We start from the raw sequence: 18100 nt of genomic DNA, 5'->3' as shown, positions 1-18100 counted from the left end.
TTTCAAGCTATGCCGTTAGGCTGAGGGACAATATCCATAAAATTATTAACTATTGTCAGTAATTCTCTACTTAACGCAATCTTCACAAAACTATGAAATTCAGTCAAAAGCTCATAGGGAAAATACTGTTCAATATTCTCAGTATAGGCAGTTTAGTTGCTCTATCTGCCTGCGCCGAACCTGTCACAGAAACTCCACCACCCGTGACACAAAGTCCGCCGGTCACTGCTCCTCCCGTTGCAGATACTCGTACAGAAACAACTGCTGATCTGAATTTAGCCCAACTAACACAAGCCGCAGCCAAGGAAGGACAGTTTCAAACCCTCACACGCGCAGTGGAAGCCGCAGGCTTACAGAATCAATTAGCAACACCAGGCCCTTACACAGTATTTGCACCTACTGATGCCGCTTTTGACGCGTTACCCACAGGTACTTTAGACAACCTCCTCAAACCAGAAAATAAAGACCAATTAACCAAGCTCATTGCCTACCACGTTATCCCTGGGCGATTTACGTCTAATCAACTGACATCTGGAGAAGTCAAAACAGTTGAGGGTAGTCCTGTCACAGTCGATGTTAATGATGTTACCCAAGGTATTACAGTTAACAATGGTAAGGTGACTCAAGCAGATATTCCAGCTAGTAACGGCATTGTTCACGTAATTGATCAGGTAATGCTACCACCAGATTTTCCCGCGACTTAGAAAACAAGCAAATATCACATAATTGCACAAAACACAATATCTCCCCGGTGGTATTTTTGAGAAATCAAGCACAAAAACCGGGGAAATTTTATTTGTGCTTTTTAGTCAATGAGAATTGTTTGATAAAATACATAAAGATAAAATTAACATAACTATCAGTTTTTTAATATAACTCGAAACACATAAATGACTTCTTGTCAAGGTTTAACCCACATTGATTGAGTATGAGTCACAGATACTAAGTATTTCGGCACTTCAGTAAGAGTCAAAAGCAGCGCTCTATAACTTGTGGGTGAATTTCTCCCACAAGTTAGAAAAGCATTTGTTATGCTTGAATAGCAAAGCAAAATCTTGTCTATCCAGCAGAATTGGCTCAATATCTTAAGGATTGAATATCACAGAATCATCACATTGCCTTAAGTTAAAAGTATTATATTTAACAAGCTTTTTACCCAAAGCCACTCTGCAAGTAGCTTCTCAACCAATAATCTGACTGTTCTATGTTCCAACTTCTCACTGCTAATACCTGCCAGTATTGCCGAGGTGATTGCTATTATTTTGCCTGTATCATCTAAATATTTGCCTTCAGTAGGCTAATATCTGTAATTTTGACTGACAAATCTCTTCTGAATTGATTAAAATATCGGTGTATACAATAAGAACAGTTTGTCAACTTTCATAGGGTTGAAATTTCAGCAGTGCGCTAATGTGTGAATAAGCCAATCAGTCAAATCTCAATTTTTTCCCATTTGGCTGATTCCCCCCGCCACAGCCTCAACTCCTTAGTTCAGGCATTTGGCATCAGTAAGGTTAAGAATCTTGAGACCAGCATCACCATTCTTACTGTCTTTACGCTGTAGGAATCTCCATGCAAATCTGAAGATTGAGCCATTTATGAAGGAAATGTAAAAATGGGTGCATTAATATTTCTCGCTTAAGTTAACATTAACAAAACAGTTTCTAAGTAATTAATGTTGCACATCATACCTAAAAGTAGGTAAAAGCGAGTGTAGTTTCCTTTGAATGTAAAGATAACGCCACTAGGATGCCAAAAAGTTTGAGAAAAATTTAAGGGCATAACTACCATGAGCAATATCTTTTTGTTATTAGTGGCTTTACCTTGCACAATGGCATCATGATTAATACACAAAAAGAGTGCAATTTTTGTGAAACAGGCTACAATCGGAAAAGTCTTTATCAGAAAATATGCCAACACTCATATTACAGTCCTATTTTGTGTATATGGAGTGGTAGATTTTTGAGATCAAGACAAGCCTTTGTAAAAGACGAATTAGTTAAAAGTTGTATGTCATGGCAACACATATGATTTCTAACTAAAATGAGCAAGTCAGCAGTAATTGCGGCTTTCTACATACAGTCAAAAATCCTCTATAAAGAGGAGCAAAACTTCCGAAAATATTTCCGGGAAATCAGCCTAAAACCCGATTTTCGGTAGTTCACTAGCTCGTTTAAGAAGAGCAGTAAACACGTCTTGAGTAATTGATTCTGCAAGGAGCATGAGGAACGCGGCATGAACCAGGCTAACAACGTACTCGAAAGCATTTATCAGCCTGACCTAGAAATAATAAATCAGCCTGAGCTCGAGTTAGAACTCTTAGTCGAAGAAGAAGAAGAAGAAGAGGACTTGCTGATTAACGATGATGGCGAAGATGAGTTTTTAGAGCCTCAGTCTGATGAGGACGACACAAAGTCTGGAAAAGCCGCTAAATCACGTCGTCGGACACAAAGCAAGAAGAAGCACTACACCGAAGACTCGATTCGCCTTTATCTACAAGAAATTGGTCGGATTCGCCTATTGCGGGCAGACGAAGAAATCGAATTGGCGCGAAAAATCGCTGATTTGTTGGAGTTAGAAAGGGTGCGGGATAGACTGCAAGAACAGTTAGAACGCGAACCTGAATATCGGGAATGGGCGGAAGCCGTACAAATACCGTTACCAGCATTTCGTTATCGCCTGCATATTGGACGCAGGGCAAAAGATAAAATGGTGCAATCGAACCTGCGTCTTGTGGTGTCAATTGCCAAGAAATACATGAATCGTGGTTTGTCCTTCCAAGACTTAATTCAGGAAGGTAGTCTCGGTTTGATTCGCGCCGCAGAAAAGTTTGACCACGAAAAAGGTTATAAGTTTTCTACATACGCTACATGGTGGATTCGTCAAGCAATTACTCGTGCGATCGCTGATCAATCCCGGACTATCCGCCTCCCGGTTCATCTCTACGAAACCATTTCGCGGATTAAGAAAACTACCAAATTGCTATCCCAAGAAATGGGACGCAAACCCACAGAGGAAGAAATCGCCACTCGCATGGAAATGACCATCGAGAAATTGCGGTTTATTGCTAAATCTGCCCAGTTACCCATCTCACTAGAAACCCCCATCGGTAAAGAAGAAGATTCTCGCTTGGGCGATTTTATTGAATCCGATGGTGAAACTCCAGAAGATCAGGTTTCCAAAAATCTCCTGCGTGAAGACCTAGAAAAAGTCCTCGATAGCCTTAGTCCTCGTGAACGTGATGTACTCAGACTCCGCTATGGTTTGGATGACGGTCGCATGAAAACCCTGGAGGAAATTGGTCAGATTTTCAATGTCACCCGTGAACGGATTCGTCAAATTGAGGCGAAAGCACTCCGCAAGTTACGTCACCCAAATCGCAACAGTGTTCTCAAGGAATATATTCGGTAGTCATTGGTCATTGGTCATTGGTCATTGGTCATTAGCTTTAAACCAATGTGTGATGACTAAGGGAAAATAACAAACAAGTGAAAACCTGGTAGTGAGTCAACATTACCAGGTTTTTTTTAATTTTTTATTTAGTTAATTCTGTGTAGTAAAACTTACAGAATGCCCCAATAATGCAGGAAGCCTTGACCAGAAAACAACTCGATGAGCGCTGCTGCTAAAAAGCCAATCATTGCCAAGCGACCGTTCCAGATTTCGGCTTGGGGTGTAAAGCCCCAGCGCCAAGCGTTGCGATCTTCAGTTACCGGAGCATTAACGTTTGTTGCGTTTGTCATGGTTGGCACTCCAAACTAGATTTACGAAGTATTATTGCCTTATGTAAACTAATATAACAAATATTTTCAGCAATGCAACGTTTATTTATGATTTGTTGCTATTTCTTGACTTGATTAGTTTTTCTTGGTAGATGAAAAAAGCATCTATCCCAGGGTAGATTTACTCAGAGTTAAATAAATCTGCCCCGATAAATTATTTATTGATATAAATTTGCAACTATTTTATCATATAATTGGATATTTTTGCGCCAAAAGTCTAGATAATCTGTATTTATTATGGCAAATGAAGATTTAGCAGTTGTATTGAGTTATAGAAAAGTTTCGCAGTTATCATATCATGTCCGCATAATTAGTTATGATTCCCACAGTCATTGCACCCCACCCCTTAATCCCCTCCCATATCAAAGGTTTATCCTTTTCTTCCCCCCGTTGCGGGGGGATTTCGGGGGGTGCGGGGAGGGGAGACAAAGCGTACCTTTGGTGGGGTGCGGAATGTGGGTTTAATAAGTAATCAAGCGGACATGATATCAAATATCAAACTAAAAACCTCACAGGTAGAAGCCGTGTGAGGTTCAAAGAAGTTCTAATTTTGTTTGTTTGTGCTGATTATGATTGCACTTCCATCACTGAGATAATTCTTTCATCGCGGTTCAGGTCAAGAATGCTTTCACCCTTACCATCTCTAGCCAAGATTGGCACTGTGTCCACAGGTATCCGCACAACACGGTCTTTATTGGTCACTAATGCTACCTCAGCCGAGGCGATCGCCTGAACCATAGCAGCTAAATTATCCGTTTTGCTGGCAAATTTCAGCGATTGTGTGCCTATATTACCCCGATCAGCCCGTTTTAAATTACTCACAGGTAGGCGTTTGGCATATCCTTCTTCAGTCACCAGCAACAAGTTATCTTCCCCAGCCGCAGTTACACAGCCCACCATTTGCTGATGTTTGAGCAGGCGCAATGCTTGCAAACCCATCGCTGTGCGACCCATAACAGGGAGTTGTTGGTCATCGGCGGCGAACTTTAACAAGCGCCCGCCCGAACTGGCTAAAATCAGATTTTCCTTGGGAGTAGTTAACTGGGTAAATAACAATTCATCATCTTCTTTGAGCTTCAGAATCGTAATTCCCCGACGGGTCAGATTCGTCAATTCTCCCAAAGTCAGGCGCTTAATTCGTCCTTCCTTGGTCAGGAGAACCATCTGCCTAGTTTCCAAGTTTTCCGGCAGAATCAGACGACTAACCACGGCTTCTTGAGCGCCTTGAGCCGTACTACTGAGCATGGTAATCAATGGTGTTCCCCGTGGAGAACGTCCAGTGGTAGGGCGAATATCTCCCACATTCACAGGGTAAACTTTGCCACTACTGGTAATTACCAGCAACTCTTTATCTGTGGCGGTCAAATCGCTTTGGATGATGAAGTCATGATCCGGTAGACCGTTTTCAGCTTTCGATTTTTTTCCTGATGGCTGAAGGCGACGCACATATCCCCGGTGGCTAAAGTCTAAAATTACTTCTTCTGGTGGTTCAGCATCTGGGGAATTTGGTGAATCTATGGCGGCGGCTGTGATTTGAAGTTTTTCTACTCCTTTGACTTTGGCAAACTCTTCACTACTCCTAGCTAAAAGCTTAGTTCGCCGGGGATTGTTATATTTGCGCTTGAGCGATCGCAAATCTTTTTTCAGTGTTTTCAGTAATTCTTTGCGATCGCTGAGTAATATTTGCAATGAACCAATTTGTTCGCTCAGTTGCTCAAACTCTTGCTGCAAATTGCGCTGTTCTAAACTAGTGAGGCGGCGTAATGGCATCGCTAGAATAGCATCTCCTTGTGACTCACTCAAATCCAGACGGCTACAAAGGCTCATTTTGGCCGTAGTACCATCAGCAGCTGATCGCAAAATTTCAATTAATTGATCCAGTTGCGATAATGCTTTAAGCAACCCAGACACGATATGCAGCCGACTGTCTGCCTTACCCAACTCATAACTGTAGCGACGGTTCAGGGTTTGTTCGCGGAATTTCAAAAACTCTTGTAACATTTGCCGCAAACTTAACTGGCGGGGTTGTCCATCCACCAATGCTAAGAGAATCGCCCCAAAGTTGCTTTGCAAGGCGGTTTGGTGATACAAGTGTTGCAGAACTTCTTGGGGGTTGGTATCACGTTTGAGTTCAATTACTACCCGCATTCCTTCGCGATCGCTTTCGTCCCGCAAATCAGAAATCCCATGCAAACGACCGTGATTGACTAAATCGGCTACTTTCTCAATCCAGCCAGCTTTATTCACTTGATAAGGCAATTCGGTGATAATAATTGCCGTCCGTCGCTTACTTCCTTTAGTAGGTGCAATTTCCTCGGTCTTGGCGACTCCGCGCAGCACAATGCTACCCTTACCACTGGTGTATGCTTCCCGAATCCCGGAATCACCAACTATTTCTCCCCCGGTGGGAAAGTCGGGGCCGGGAATAATCTCCCATAATTTTTGGTCTGATAAATCCGGTTGGTCAATTAAAGCAATTAAGCCATCAACTAATTCTCCCAAGTTGTGCGGGGGAATATTTGTCGCCATACCCACAGCAATACCAGAACAGCCATTGAGCAAGAGAAAAGGCAATTGAGCCGGCAGGACGGTGGGTTCTTGCTGGGAATTATCAAAGTTACCGATAAATTCCACCGTTTCATCGGCAATTTCCGCCAGCATTCCCTCATAACTGATGGGTGCGAGACGCGTTTCTGTGTAACGCATCGCTGCTGGTGGGTCATTATCGACACTCCCAAAGTTACCATGTCCTGACAATAAAGGATAGCGGCAGGAAAATTCTTGTACTAACCTGACTAAGGCATCATAAACTGATTGGTCACCGTGGGGATGGTATTTACCCAACACATCTCCGACTACACGGGCGCACTTACGATAAGGTCTATCTGGCGTTAGACCTAGTTCATGCATGGCATATAAAATCCGCCGATGCACTGGTTTTAAGCCATCACGCACGTCTGGTAAGGCTCGCCCAACAATCACACTCATGGCATATTCTAGGTAAGACCGTTGCATCTCCGTGTGCAGGGCTGTTGTGATTACCTGTCCCGTGGGGAGAAGGTTTAACTGTTTTGCCATGAGTTTTTTCCCTGAAATTTAATTACACAAAGGTCGCTTGAATTGAACACCGCAGCAAACACAGCATAACGGATGAAATGAGATTTCTCACACAATTTTGATCGTCAAAGGATAAACAGCAGTAGTATTATCCTTGATGACGGAATAGCAATTTGATCGTTAAAAAGGAGCTAGACAACTGTTTTTGTCCGGTTGTCATCTCCCTAGATTCTATAAATAAAATTCTCATGAAAACTGTTTTAATTGTTGAAGACGACCTGATTAATGCGCGCGTTTTTTCCAAAATTTTGACCAAGCGGGGTGGCTTGGCTGTGAAACATACAGAAAATGTGGAAGAAGTCATCAAAATTGCCCACTCAGGAGCAGCCGACCTGATTTTAATGGATGTTTCTCTGTCAAGAAGCGTTTACCAAGGTCAGTCTGTGGATGGGATCAAAATTACCCAAATCTTGAAATCAAACCCAAAAACGGCAAACTTACCAGTTATTCTGGTAACTGCTCATGCAATGGAAGGCGATCGCGAGAACTTTCTTAAGCAAAGTGGCGCTGATGGCTACATCTCTAAGCCCGTTGTCGATCATCAACAGTTTGTTGAACAAATCATTGCGCTTATCCCCACTGATATCCACTAAAAACTGAGAACTTCTCTCAGGAATACTCGCCCGCTAATACTTTGGGCGAATAGTTCCTGCTTGAGATAGTCTATATGTACTATATGATAGTCTGTTCTGCAAGTGGTCAAGGAAAAAAGGCACTCATGTAAAGATTTTTTAATTTTTGCCTCTAGAACACCTGTGATTAGTTTTCCTGTTACTGTAAAACCGCTTGAATGCGTGGCAATTCTAAGAATTTTTTCGCATCAGAGAGTAATCGTTCACCCCAGAGATTTTCTTTGAGGAAATCTAAATTACCATAGCGCTGATCGATGCCCAGAGCTGCTTCTCCCATTGATAGGGCTTTTTGGCGATCGCCTTGATTATACATTGCCACTGCTAAGGCTAATAAAGGTTCTGCCGCTTGTTTGTCGATTTTCACAGCAGCTTGCCATTGCTTCATAGCACTTTCCACCTCACCCTGTTCGTATTGGATTAGGGCAATGTTGTTAATCGCCGGCCAGAATTTTTTATCTTGAGAGAAAGATTTATTGTACTGGGCGATCGCTTCAGGTAATCGACCTAACATATAGTAAGCATTCCCCAAATCAAACCATCCTTCTGGGTTATCAGATTTTAACTTCAAACCCTGTTGGTAAAGCGTCGCTGCTGCTTGGTAATTTTGCTTTTGAAAGTTAGCCGAACCCAACGCAAACAAAATTTCAGGATTTTGGGGATTCAGGGATTGTGCTTTTTGCAAAGCGGCCATCGCCGGCTCAAAATCTTTGGCTTGTAAATGTAAACCACCTAACAAAAACCAGACTCTCTCATTGTTAGGAGCCAGTTGACTAGCTAATCTAGCCCGTGGTAAAGCTAACTCAAACTGCTGAAATTGTCCGAGTTGAGCTGCTTCTTGTGCTAAACCCAACCCTTGTTTTTCTAATTTTTCTGCATCTAGTTGCAGTCTAGGAGCGATCAGAGCCTGTGCGTGAACTGCTTTGGGCATACTCCACAAACCACAGACAACCAGAAGAGAAATCAAACTAATATGTTTAGGCACAGTACCGCCTCTTAGCCACAAATCAAGGAATCTTCCAGCTAGCTTAAACGATCTCTGCTGGAGAAGAAAGGCAACGTTGACTTGAAAAAGCCATTACAGGATGTTTTCGGTAAATAAAGTATACAGTAAGCTTGTAGCCTCATATAACTCATGAGGTAGATATTGCTGCTCAAATTGCCAGGATAATTCGATATGAGGATGGTTTGATTATAGGCTAATTATGTACGAAAATTTGGAATTGTAACTCCAAATTTGCTGCTAAACCTGATTAATTAGGACATCAAAGTCAAAATATGAAATTTATCTTATTCTGTGTCCATTCTACGGGGCTGGCCGTGGCGATCGCCTCCGGCGCGGCTTTGCCGATCGCTCTTATATTTCCCTCTTTAGGCAGAAGTGTCTTTGCCCAAACTCTCCCAGAAACACAGGCTGATTCTGTCCCAGTTCCTGATTTTCTCAATCCTGATCCCAATCCTCTCCAGTTACCCATTCAGCCACAAGAAGTGAAAATTCAGCGCACTCAGCCCATAACTTTAGCTGAGGCTTTGGAACTAGCAAAACGCAACAATCGAGAATTACAGGTAGCCATATTAGAACTAGAACGTAGTCGTTCTGCATTACGGGAGTCTCAAGCTGTTTTGTCTCCTAATATTGGTGTCAATACTAACTTGACTAAGAGTGGTCAGGATTTTATTGGTAGTGGCTCTCAAACTAGAACTTCTTTCAATAGTCAAGCACAAATAAATTATGACCTCTTTAACTCTGGTCGTAGCATCCGCGTGGCTGAGGAACGGCTACGGATAGATGAATTAGATGTGGAGAACAGGACTTTAGAAGTCCGGTTGAATGTCACCACTCAATATTACGATTTGCAAGAAGCAGATGAACAAGTCAGAATTAATCAGTCGGCTGTGGAAAATGCCCAGGCTAGTTTGCGGGATGCTCAAGCTAGAGAACGGGCGGGAGTCGGTACGCGGTTTGATGTGCTACAATCTCAGGTAAATTTAGCCAATGCTCAACAAGGGCTGACTAATTCTCTGGCACAACAGCAAATTGCCCGCCGTGAGTTTGCCTCTTTCTTAAATTTGGCGCAATCAGTGGATATTAGTGCCGCCGATGCTGTGCAAGAGGCGGGAGTTTGGGAACCAACCCTAGAAGAATCTATTGTGCAAGCGTTTCAAAACCGCCCAGAATTGCCACAGTTTTTGGCACAACGGAATATTTCTGAACTAGAGCGACGACAAGCTCTTTCACGGCTAAGTCCGCAATTTAGTTTGAATGGAAACTACAACATCGTAGATCAATTTGACGATGGGCAAAGCCTAACTGATGGTTATTCTGTAGGATTCAGAGCTAGTTTAACTTTATTCGATGGGGGAGCCGCTAAAGCCAATGCAGCTCAGTCTAAAATTAATATTGCGATCGCCGAAAGTCAATTTGCTAGTCAGCGTGACCAAATTCGCTTTAATGTGGAACAATTCTATGCTCAATTGCAGTCAAATTCAGAGAATATAAAAACTTCTACTGTGGCTTTAGATCAAGCCAGAGAAGCTCTACGTTTAGCAAGATTGCGGTTTGAAGCTGGCGTAGGAACTCAAACAGACGTAATTTTTGCCGAAAACGATTTGACAAGATCCGAAGGTAATCGAGTCACAGCGATTTTAAATTACAATCGCGCCTTGGCTAATTTACAAAGGACTGTAACATTCAGGAGTGTCAGATAATCATAGGACTTACGCAATAACTCTCTGCAACCCTCTTTCCTTCGTGTCCTTCGCGTTCTTCTCCCAAGGGGAGACGCTACGCGAATGTGGTTCGTTTTTTCATGATTTTGCGTAAGTCCTGAATCACACTGGCAAAATTAGCCGATCAGGTGAAGGCGTAAATCAAGACTAAAAGCTAATATAAAGAAAGATTAAGCAACTATAAAGCTGAATTTCAGTCTAGTTGCTGAGTTTATGGATAAATATTGAGTATTTAGTCCACACGTCTTTTAAATCAGTGAACAGTGAACAGTGAACAGTGAACACGCCTATGTATTAGGGGACTTAGAGCCAATTATATATCTTGACTGGTAACTGATAACTGATAACTGATAACTGATAAATTCCTGCACTTGCTTTATCAGGCGATTAAAGCTAAGTGATATTCGTAGGCTACTCTTTATGGTTACGCAAATAGAATTGCCTTTTATTGGCAAAGTTAAATATCCACTACGCTGGGGAATTGGGTTAATCGTAGCAGGTTCTTTAGCTGTGGGAACAACTATTACCTATAACCTGGTGAATCAGAGAACTCGTGAACAAAATATTACCGAATTAACTGTACCTGTAGAATCACAAAATGTGACTTTGCGGATTAGTGCTAGTGGTAAAGTTGTGCCAGTTCAAAGTGTGAATATTAGTCCCAAAAACCCCGGTGTTTTAACACAGTTATATGTAGAACAGGGCGATCGCGTGTCACAAGGGCAAGTTTTGGCGCGGATGGATGTAGGCGACATTCGGGCGCAAATCCTCCAGAACCGCGCTAATTTAGCCCAAGTACAGGCACAGTTAGACCAAGCACGTGCGGGGAGTCGTCCACAAGAAATAGAGCAAGCCAAGGCGCGTTTAGCCCAAGCTCAGGCGCAGTTAAATCAAGCGCGTGCGGGGAATCGCTCTCAGGAAATTGCCCAAGCCCAAGCACAGGTAAATTCAGCCCAAGCACAGGTAACTCTCACCCAATCACGGGTAAATCGATATCGACAATTAACTCAGCAAGGAGCTACTTCTCAAGACCAATTAGAACAGTTTATTAGTGAAGACCAAAGAGCAAAAGCGAGTTTAGATGAAGCCCAAAAACGACTGTCACTGTTAGAAGTTGGTAGTCGCAATGAAGAAATTACAGCTAGAGAAGCGGCTGTAACCGAAGCCCGCGCCGCATTGGTACTATTACAAAATGGTAGTCGTCCAGAGGAAATTGCTCAACGTCAAGCAGCAGTGAAAGCGGCCCAAGCTCAAATTCAAGCGGCTGAAGTGAGGTTACAAGATACTGTCATTCGTGCGCCTTTATCAGGTATTGTTACCCAGAAATACGCCAACGTTGGCGCTTTTGTGACTCCCACAACTTCGGCTTCTACCAGTGCATCAGCAACTTCTAGTTCTATTGTGGCAGTTGCACGGGGTTTAGAAGTGCTGGCGCAAGTCCCAGAGGTGGATATTGGCAGAATTAAACAGGGACAGCAGGTGGAAATTGTGGCTGATGCTTATCCTGATCAAGTATTTAAAGGTAATGTCCGCTTGATTGCTCCGGAAGCGGTGGTGGAACAAGGTGTCACATCTTTTCAGGTGCGGGTGGCGCTGGATACGGGTACAGAGCAACTGCGTTCTGGCTTAAATGTGGATCTGACTTTTTTAGGCGATCGCCTCAGTAATGCTTTGGTGTTACCGACTGTAGCAATTGTCACTGAACAGGGGAAAACTGGTGTTTTAGTTACAGATGCACAAAATAAACCTCAGTTTCAAGAAGTCACTATTGGGGCGCAAATTGCAGACCAAACTCAGATTTTACAGGGAGTGGAAGAAGGCGATCGCGTGTTTATCAATCCACCTCCAGACTACAAAAAGGAACAACGGAATCGATGAATTTCCTAGAAAGTATGCAAATGGCGGGAAAAACCCTGCTATCGAATAAGTTGCGTAGCGCCCTGACTATGTTGGGGATTGTCATCGGGAATGCTTCGGTGATTGCTATGATTGGGATTGGCGAAGGTGGACAAAGGTTTGTGGCGAAACAACTGGAGTCTTTAGGCCCAAATGTGTTATTTGTGATTCCAGGTAATCGCGCCAGTCAGCGTATCTCTAGAGATGTGCCGAAAACTTTAGTATTTGAAGATGCTCAGGCGATCGCAAATCAAGTCCCAACTGTAGCAGCAGTTACAGGAGAATTGAATAGTCGGCAGGTAGTGACATATGGCAATCAAAACAGTAATGTGAATATTGTCGGCACAACTCCCGCATTCTTGACCGTGCGTGACTTTGAAACTGCTACAGGGCGATTTTTTACTGACGTAGATATGAAGCGCAATAACCAAGTTGTGGTATTGGGCGCAGACTTAGCAGAAAGACTATTTGGTAATAGTAACCCCCAAGGGCAGCAGTTGCGGATTAAAAATGCCAGTTTTCAAGTAATTGGCGTACTAGAAAGCAAAGGCTCAAACTTAGGTGTGAATTACGATGAAGCGGCTTTAATTCCACTCATCACAATGGCGAACAGAATTGTGGGGCGAACTTCTCCCTATGGATTAGAGTTAACTTATATTGTTGTTTCCGCTAAAAATGCCGAGAGTGTTGATGCAGCACAGTTTCAAATTACTAATTTGCTGCGTTTGCGGCACAAAATTACTGGAGAAGATGATTTTACCATCAATACTCAAAAGGATGCTTTGCAAACCGTCGGTCAAATCACAGGTGCATTAACAATTATGCTAGCGGCGATCGCCGGGATATCATTATTTGTCGGTGGTATTGGTATCATGAATATTATGCTAGTTTCCGTTACCGAACGCACCCAAGAAATCGGACTGCGGAAAGCAATTGGCGCAACCGAACAAGATATTTTACTGCAATTCATAATTGAAGCCGTGATAGTTTCTGTCTTCGGCGGTGTAGTTGGGACTGCGGTGGGTGTGAGTGGTATTCTATTGGTAGCAGTAGTAACTCCCTTAGAAGCAGCAATTTCTGCTAGTGCGATCGCCACAGCAGTTGGTGTTTCTGGCGGAATTGGCTTATTTTTTGGTGTCGTTCCCGCCCGTCGTGCTGCTCAACTTGACCCCATTGTAGCCCTCAGAAGTGCTTAGAGGATGTTTGAAAAGTTTTGGGCGAATATAATATGGCTACGCCACGCCAAGGGCGAACGCTACTACACAGGCAGGACGCGTAGCGGCTTCCCGTAGGGAAGTCCACCTACGTGGACTAATGAAAAAATGGGATTTTTAACCCGCGCAGGTGGGTTTAGTTTGTGTAGCCGCCACTTCTAGTCGCCAGGGATGTAATAAATTAGACTTAAAGCATAGTGTCGCCAGATCAGTTTCTAATTGTTGGGGAACTGTACCAGTCGGTAAATAAATGGCTGTTAAGCGCAAACTATACAAATCTCCTTGTAGGAGAGAGGAATGGAACTTAAATTATTATGGCAAAAACGATCACAATTACCGATGCTCTCGTTCCTAATCCTGCACCAAAATCGGCAATTATTCGCCTAGAAAATATCTTTAAAATTTACGGAAGTGGAGAAACCGAAGTTAAAGCCCTCAACGATGTGAACTTGACTATCCATGAGGGGGAATATTGTTCAATTATGGGACCTTCTGGTTCTGGTAAATCCACAGCCATGAATATTATCGGCTGTTTAGATCGCCCTAGCACCGGACATTATTATTTAGATAACCTTGATGTCGCCCAAATGAACGATGCAGATTTAGCCAAAATCCGCAATAAAAAACTAGGGTTTGTCTTTCAACAATTCCACTTATTACCCCAACTGACAGCATTAGAAAATGTCATGTTACCAATGGTGTATGCTAGTGTAAATCCTAGCGAAAGACGCGATCGCGCCACCGAAGCCTTAACAAAAGTTGGTTTAGAAAAGCGCCTGAATAACAAACCCACGCAATTATCTGGGGGACAGCAACAACGGGTAGCGATCGCTCGTGCTATAGTAAATCGTCCCGTTGTCCTCCTCGCTGATGAACCCACAGGCGCACTTGACTCCCAGACAACCCAGGAAGTATTAGATATTTTCACCGAATTAAATAACAGTGGAATCACCGTTGTCATGGTAACTCATGAATCAGAAGTAGCGCGTCAAACCCAACGCATTGTTTGGTTCCGAGATGGCGCAGTCGTCCACAGCAACTTAACACCAAAAGATTTAACTCAAGTCACCATGTCTTAATAAAAACCTCCCCTCTCCTTAGTAAGGAGAGGGGTTGGGGGTGAGGTTCCATATTTCATCGCATCTGCTATATAAAACCTAGACAAAACTAGACTTTACTTTCTACTTCAACGGGAGCATGGGAGCAGTTATCCCTCAGTAGACTTTCACGCCTTAGCCAGACGCGATTGTGTTCCAATTAAGTTTCTGAAAAAGACTACCACCATCATTGCTTGGTTTTCGCGTCGGCAATAGTCTCAATTCAATACTTGATATCACCGTATTATATATCAAGTAGTTGATTTTTTCCTAAAATATATATTGATTTTTGTCAATATAAGTATAGTTTTGTCTATGAAATTGTCAACTTAGGACTTGCTCTACAAACCCTGATTACAAACTGGGGGTTTTTCCCGCCTTAGTCTACTTCACCCAAATGACATATAATGAATTAAATAAAAACCTCCCCTGAAACCCAATGTAAATCAAGCTCCTACCCATGATGCACAATTAGCTGCTGATAATATGGTTAGTGGTAAAGAAAAAGCACCGAAGATTGATTTTGAATCTGATTATGCAGCTGCACAAGAATTTAGTGTCAGTGAAATCGACCAGACAAATCAAGGTGCAGCCGCCGCTAAAGCCGCCACCGCACCCAAACAAAAAGTTTCTGAGGTCAAACAAACAAAAACTCAAGCGCCATCCACAGGGAACCCCGAAGACTATGTAGAAATGGCAAAGCAAGTTGGCGGTTCTAGAACTGAGGCTGTAACTAATGTTAGTAATGATTTAGTTCAAAAAGCTTTGAAAAAAGGTCAATCAAAACAGTAATTTTTTCCAATTTTTCCCAGCAATGAACATGATATTTTCAAAGCCTCTGTCTATGGGCTAATACCATTTCTTGATGAGGAACCGCGCCAAATTTTTTAATCTTGTATTTTCCTCCTCTGTGTCCTCTGTGCCTCTGCGGTTCGTTTCTTTCTAAATTGAGCGCATCTTTATACACAATTGGTATAAAATGTACACAAAAGTCTAAAAACCTTTATTTGTGTAGGGTGTGTTATGGACGTTAGTCCTAACGCACCGAAAATCTCGCATGGTGCGTTGCTCTAGGTGACAACACACCCTACAAAAACAGGACTTACGCAAAATTATGAAAAAACGAACCACATTCGCGTAGCGTCTCCCCTTGGGAGAAGGACACAAAGGACACGAAGTCAAGAGGGTTTCAGAGAGTTCTTGCGTAAGTCCTAAAAAAAAGATTTGGAGTAATTTAATCATGTGTGTGTACACTTTAGCTCTGTGGAGTAGAGGTTTGGAGAGGGGTTATTCAGTAAATTTTAAAACTTGGCAAATAACCTCTCAGCACTTTTTGATAACTTCTATTAGTTCCCTGGGATGGTTAATCAAAAAATCGGGATTTTGTTTAGCTAAAGCTTCAGGAGAATTGAAGCCCCAAGTTACTGCAATCACTTTGATATTAGCTTTTTTTGAAGCTTCTATATCTCTGGTTTCATCCCCGACATAAATGACTTCTTGAGTGTTGAGTTGTTTTTGTCTTAATACGTTATTAATTATGGTGGTTTTACCAAAAATCGTGACTCCTGAATAAATAAAGTCGAATAACTGATTTAATTCGTTATTTTCAAGAAAAGCTATGACGTTATCTTGAGAATTAGACGTAATAATTCCTAATCTGTAACCTTGATTTTGCAGTTCTATTAAGGCTTCGTGAATTCCGGGTATGGGTTTTAATTCTTGAAGCTTGTGTTTTAATTCTCCTTTAACTTTTTTGATGAGAAAGGGAATTTTAAAGAAAGAGATTCCGGAGTATTTAAGGATTTCCCTAGAGGTAAAATTTCTGAGCAGGGAAAGTTCCTCTGGAGTAATTTGTATATAACCAAATTCTACAGCTAAACGATTGGCAATAGTCACAAGAGCATCTACTGTATCCGCAATCGTGCCATCAAAATCAAAAATAATTACTTTCTGGGTCATTCTTTAGTTGGGATGCGTCAAGATTAGCACGGGCATTTCGTCTTAACATTTCTGGCTTAATCCGCCGTAAGGCAGATGCGGGAAATCGTTTATTCCACTCTTCCGTTGAGATGTTGGCTAATTCTATCAGCCCAGGTGCAATATTAGCAGGATACGGCTGAAAATCAGCTACATCCGTTGTCTGGGCAAAACGCTGATTCCACGGACAAACATCTTGACAAATGTCGCAACCTGCAACCCAACCTTGTAAATTGGATGATATTGTCTCTGGTAATGTTTCTGAGCGATTTTCGATGGTATGATAGGCAATGCAGCGATTAGCATCAACTACAAATGGTTGGGTAATTGCACCTGTAGGACAAGTGTCTAGACAACGAGTGCAGCTACCACAGTGTTCTGTATGTGGGCGATCGCTTTCTAATTCCAGATTTGTAACTATCTCTCCTAAAAATACCCAAGAACCATATTCTCTAGTAATCAGATTACCATTTTTGGCGATCCAACCGATTCCGGCTCGTTGCGCCCAGACTTTATCTTGTACTGGGCCAGTGTCTGCATAATATCTCGCCTGAATACCTGCATCGAGTGATTCTAGCCACAACATCAGCGCTTTAAGCTTTTTATGCATCACCTTATGATAGTCTCTACCCCAGCCATAGCGAGAGATTTTGGCGTATTCTTCGCCTTCAGGACGTTCGTCTGGGGTGTAGTAATTGAGGGCGACACATACGAGCGATCGCGCCTCTGGCATAATTAAGCTAATATCCTGACGTTTGGGGCTATTCATCCACTCCATATCGGCGTGATAACCCAGACTTATCCATGCTTGTAACCTCTGCGCGTCTGTATTATCTACCCCATCTACAGCAGTAATCCCGACTTTGTGGAATCCTAACTCTTTGGCTTTTTCTTTAACTACATTGCTGCTAATTACAGAATGCTTATCCATTTTTCTTATGTGAATTTAGAGGCAATTATGGGCAGCTTATTTATACATTATCCCTGGAAAACCTTTGTTCAACATTTGCTAACTCACCTATATGTAATAATTATTTGATTTTTGTTAAGAAATCATGCAATATGTCAATTAAGAGGTATGGCAAACCTCCCAGTAATTACCTGCGTATTTCCAATAACCAACTGTGGTGAAATCATGACATTCACTTCTGATTCAGCTTCAACCCGTTTATCTAATCAGCCTGGTGATGCTGTTAGTTCCACCACTGCTGTATTCCAAAGCCTGAGCGTGGATGATCAGCTAGCAGTGCTATGGTATGCCTACACAGAAATGGGACGTTCCATTACACCAGCAGCTACAGGTGCGGCTCGTTTACAACTAGCCTCCGGGTTGCTGACTCAAATCAAGCAGATGTCTCATGTAGAGCGGTTAAATGTCATGCGTGACTTAGCTGCTCACAAAAATACTCAATTTTCCCGTTCCTATGGTATTCTGAGCAATAATACCAAATTGGCTTTCTGGTACGAGTTATCAGAATTGATGGTAAAACATCTTGTTGTACCTATGCCAGTAGGCTATGAATTTTCTCGTGATGGTGTGCAGGTACTTGCAGCTATCAAAGCATTAGATTTTGGTCAGCAAATCTCTGTGCTTCGCCAGGTAGTAGCTGATATGGGCGTTGATCCCTTGGCTGAATAATTCCAATTTGATGTTTTCA

Annotated in this window: 15 protein-coding genes; 9 read left to right on the top strand and 6 right to left on the bottom strand. The window is 42.4% G+C overall.

Annotated elements, in window-relative coordinates; all coding sequences use genetic code 11:
- Positions 1 to 92: 92 nt before the first annotated feature.
- Entirely contained in the window at positions 93 to 704 is a 612-nt protein-coding gene (locus NSP_RS21530; protein WP_006197860.1) for a fasciclin domain-containing protein, read from the top strand.
- A 1531-nt stretch (positions 705 to 2235) separates the two neighbouring features.
- A complete protein-coding gene (gene rpoD, locus NSP_RS21520) occupies positions 2236 to 3411 on the top strand; it encodes an RNA polymerase sigma factor RpoD (RefSeq protein WP_006197858.1) in 1176 nt (391 codons plus the stop codon).
- 152 nt (positions 3412 to 3563) lie between these two features.
- Here rpoD and NSP_RS21515 read toward each other — a convergent pair whose 3' ends face one another.
- Positions 3564 to 3743 carry a chlorophyll a/b-binding protein gene (locus NSP_RS21515; RefSeq protein WP_006197857.1) on the bottom strand — a complete coding sequence of 60 codons (180 nt, stop codon included), beginning with the start codon at positions 3741 to 3743 and terminating at the stop codon, positions 3564 to 3566.
- 606 nt (positions 3744 to 4349) lie between these two features.
- Entirely contained in the window at positions 4350 to 6860 is a 2511-nt protein-coding gene (gene gyrA, locus NSP_RS21510) for a DNA topoisomerase (ATP-hydrolyzing) subunit A (RefSeq protein WP_006197856.1), read from the bottom strand.
- Between the two features lie 227 nt (positions 6861 to 7087).
- Between gyrA and NSP_RS21505 the strand changes: the two genes are divergently transcribed.
- Entirely contained in the window at positions 7088 to 7492 is a 405-nt protein-coding gene (locus NSP_RS21505) for a response regulator (RefSeq protein WP_006197855.1), read from the top strand.
- A gap of 178 nt (positions 7493 to 7670) precedes the next feature.
- On the opposite strand, the gene NSP_RS21500 is transcribed toward NSP_RS21505, so the two are convergent.
- On the bottom strand, positions 7671 to 8513 hold the full coding sequence (locus tag NSP_RS21500) for a tetratricopeptide repeat protein (protein WP_006197854.1): 843 nt from the start codon (positions 8511 to 8513) through the stop codon (positions 7671 to 7673).
- A gap of 293 nt (positions 8514 to 8806) precedes the next feature.
- Between NSP_RS21500 and NSP_RS21495 the strand changes: the two genes are divergently transcribed.
- The 3 genes from NSP_RS21495 to NSP_RS21485 all read left to right on the top strand — a co-directional run bounded on the left by NSP_RS21495 (position 8807) and on the right by NSP_RS21485 (position 13350).
- A complete protein-coding gene (locus NSP_RS21495) occupies positions 8807 to 10237 on the top strand; it encodes a TolC family protein (RefSeq protein WP_017804410.1) in 1431 nt (476 codons plus the stop codon).
- A gap of 441 nt (positions 10238 to 10678) precedes the next feature.
- Complete coding sequence (locus tag NSP_RS21490) at positions 10679 to 12136, top strand: efflux RND transporter periplasmic adaptor subunit (RefSeq protein WP_006198123.1); 1458 nt, start codon at positions 10679 to 10681, stop codon at positions 12134 to 12136.
- Positions 12133 to 13350 (top strand): ABC transporter permease, encoded by a 1218-nt coding sequence (locus NSP_RS21485; RefSeq protein WP_017804409.1) that lies wholly within the window; start codon positions 12133 to 12135, stop codon positions 13348 to 13350. Before NSP_RS21490 ends, NSP_RS21485 begins: the two co-directional genes overlap by 4 nt.
- 135 nt (positions 13351 to 13485) lie before the next feature.
- On the opposite strand, the gene NSP_RS26105 is transcribed toward NSP_RS21485, so the two are convergent.
- Positions 13486 to 13644: a hypothetical protein gene (locus NSP_RS26105; RefSeq protein ID WP_157133677.1), complete on the bottom strand. Its 159-nt coding sequence runs from the start codon at positions 13642 to 13644 to the stop codon at positions 13486 to 13488.
- Between the two features lie 38 nt (positions 13645 to 13682).
- On the opposite strand from NSP_RS26105, the gene NSP_RS21480 reads away from it, so the two are divergent.
- Both NSP_RS21480 and NSP_RS21475 read left to right on the top strand, forming a co-directional pair.
- The gene (locus NSP_RS21480) at positions 13683 to 14447 is read left to right on the top strand and encodes an ABC transporter ATP-binding protein (protein WP_006198119.1); all 765 of its coding nucleotides are present in this window, start codon (positions 13683 to 13685) and stop codon (positions 14445 to 14447) included.
- Positions 14448 to 14951: 504 nt separating this feature from the next.
- Positions 14952 to 15257 carry a hypothetical protein gene (locus tag NSP_RS21475; RefSeq protein ID WP_006198118.1) on the top strand — a complete coding sequence of 102 codons (306 nt, stop codon included), beginning with the start codon at positions 14952 to 14954 and terminating at the stop codon, positions 15255 to 15257.
- Between the two features lie 531 nt (positions 15258 to 15788).
- On the opposite strand, the gene NSP_RS21470 is transcribed toward NSP_RS21475, so the two are convergent.
- Positions 15789 to 16424, bottom strand: coding sequence for an HAD-IA family hydrolase (locus NSP_RS21470; protein WP_006198116.1), 636 nt, complete (start codon positions 16422 to 16424; stop codon positions 15789 to 15791).
- Positions 16399 to 17373 carry a tRNA epoxyqueuosine(34) reductase QueG gene (gene queG / locus NSP_RS21465; protein ID WP_006198115.1) on the bottom strand — a complete coding sequence of 325 codons (975 nt, stop codon included), beginning with the start codon at positions 17371 to 17373 and terminating at the stop codon, positions 16399 to 16401. Before queG ends, NSP_RS21470 begins: the two co-directional genes overlap by 26 nt.
- A gap of 204 nt (positions 17374 to 17577) precedes the next feature.
- On the opposite strand from queG, the gene NSP_RS21460 reads away from it, so the two are divergent.
- On the top strand, positions 17578 to 18081 hold the full coding sequence (locus tag NSP_RS21460) for an orange carotenoid protein N-terminal domain-containing protein (RefSeq protein ID WP_006198114.1): 504 nt from the start codon (positions 17578 to 17580) through the stop codon (positions 18079 to 18081).
- Positions 18082 to 18100 lie beyond the last annotated feature (19 nt).

The sequence above is a fragment of the Nodularia spumigena CCY9414 genome (assembly GCF_000340565.2).
Classification (GTDB): Bacteria; Cyanobacteriota; Cyanobacteriia; order Cyanobacteriales; family Nostocaceae; genus Nodularia; species Nodularia spumigena.
This window is presented reverse-complemented; position numbering and strand designations above follow the sequence as displayed.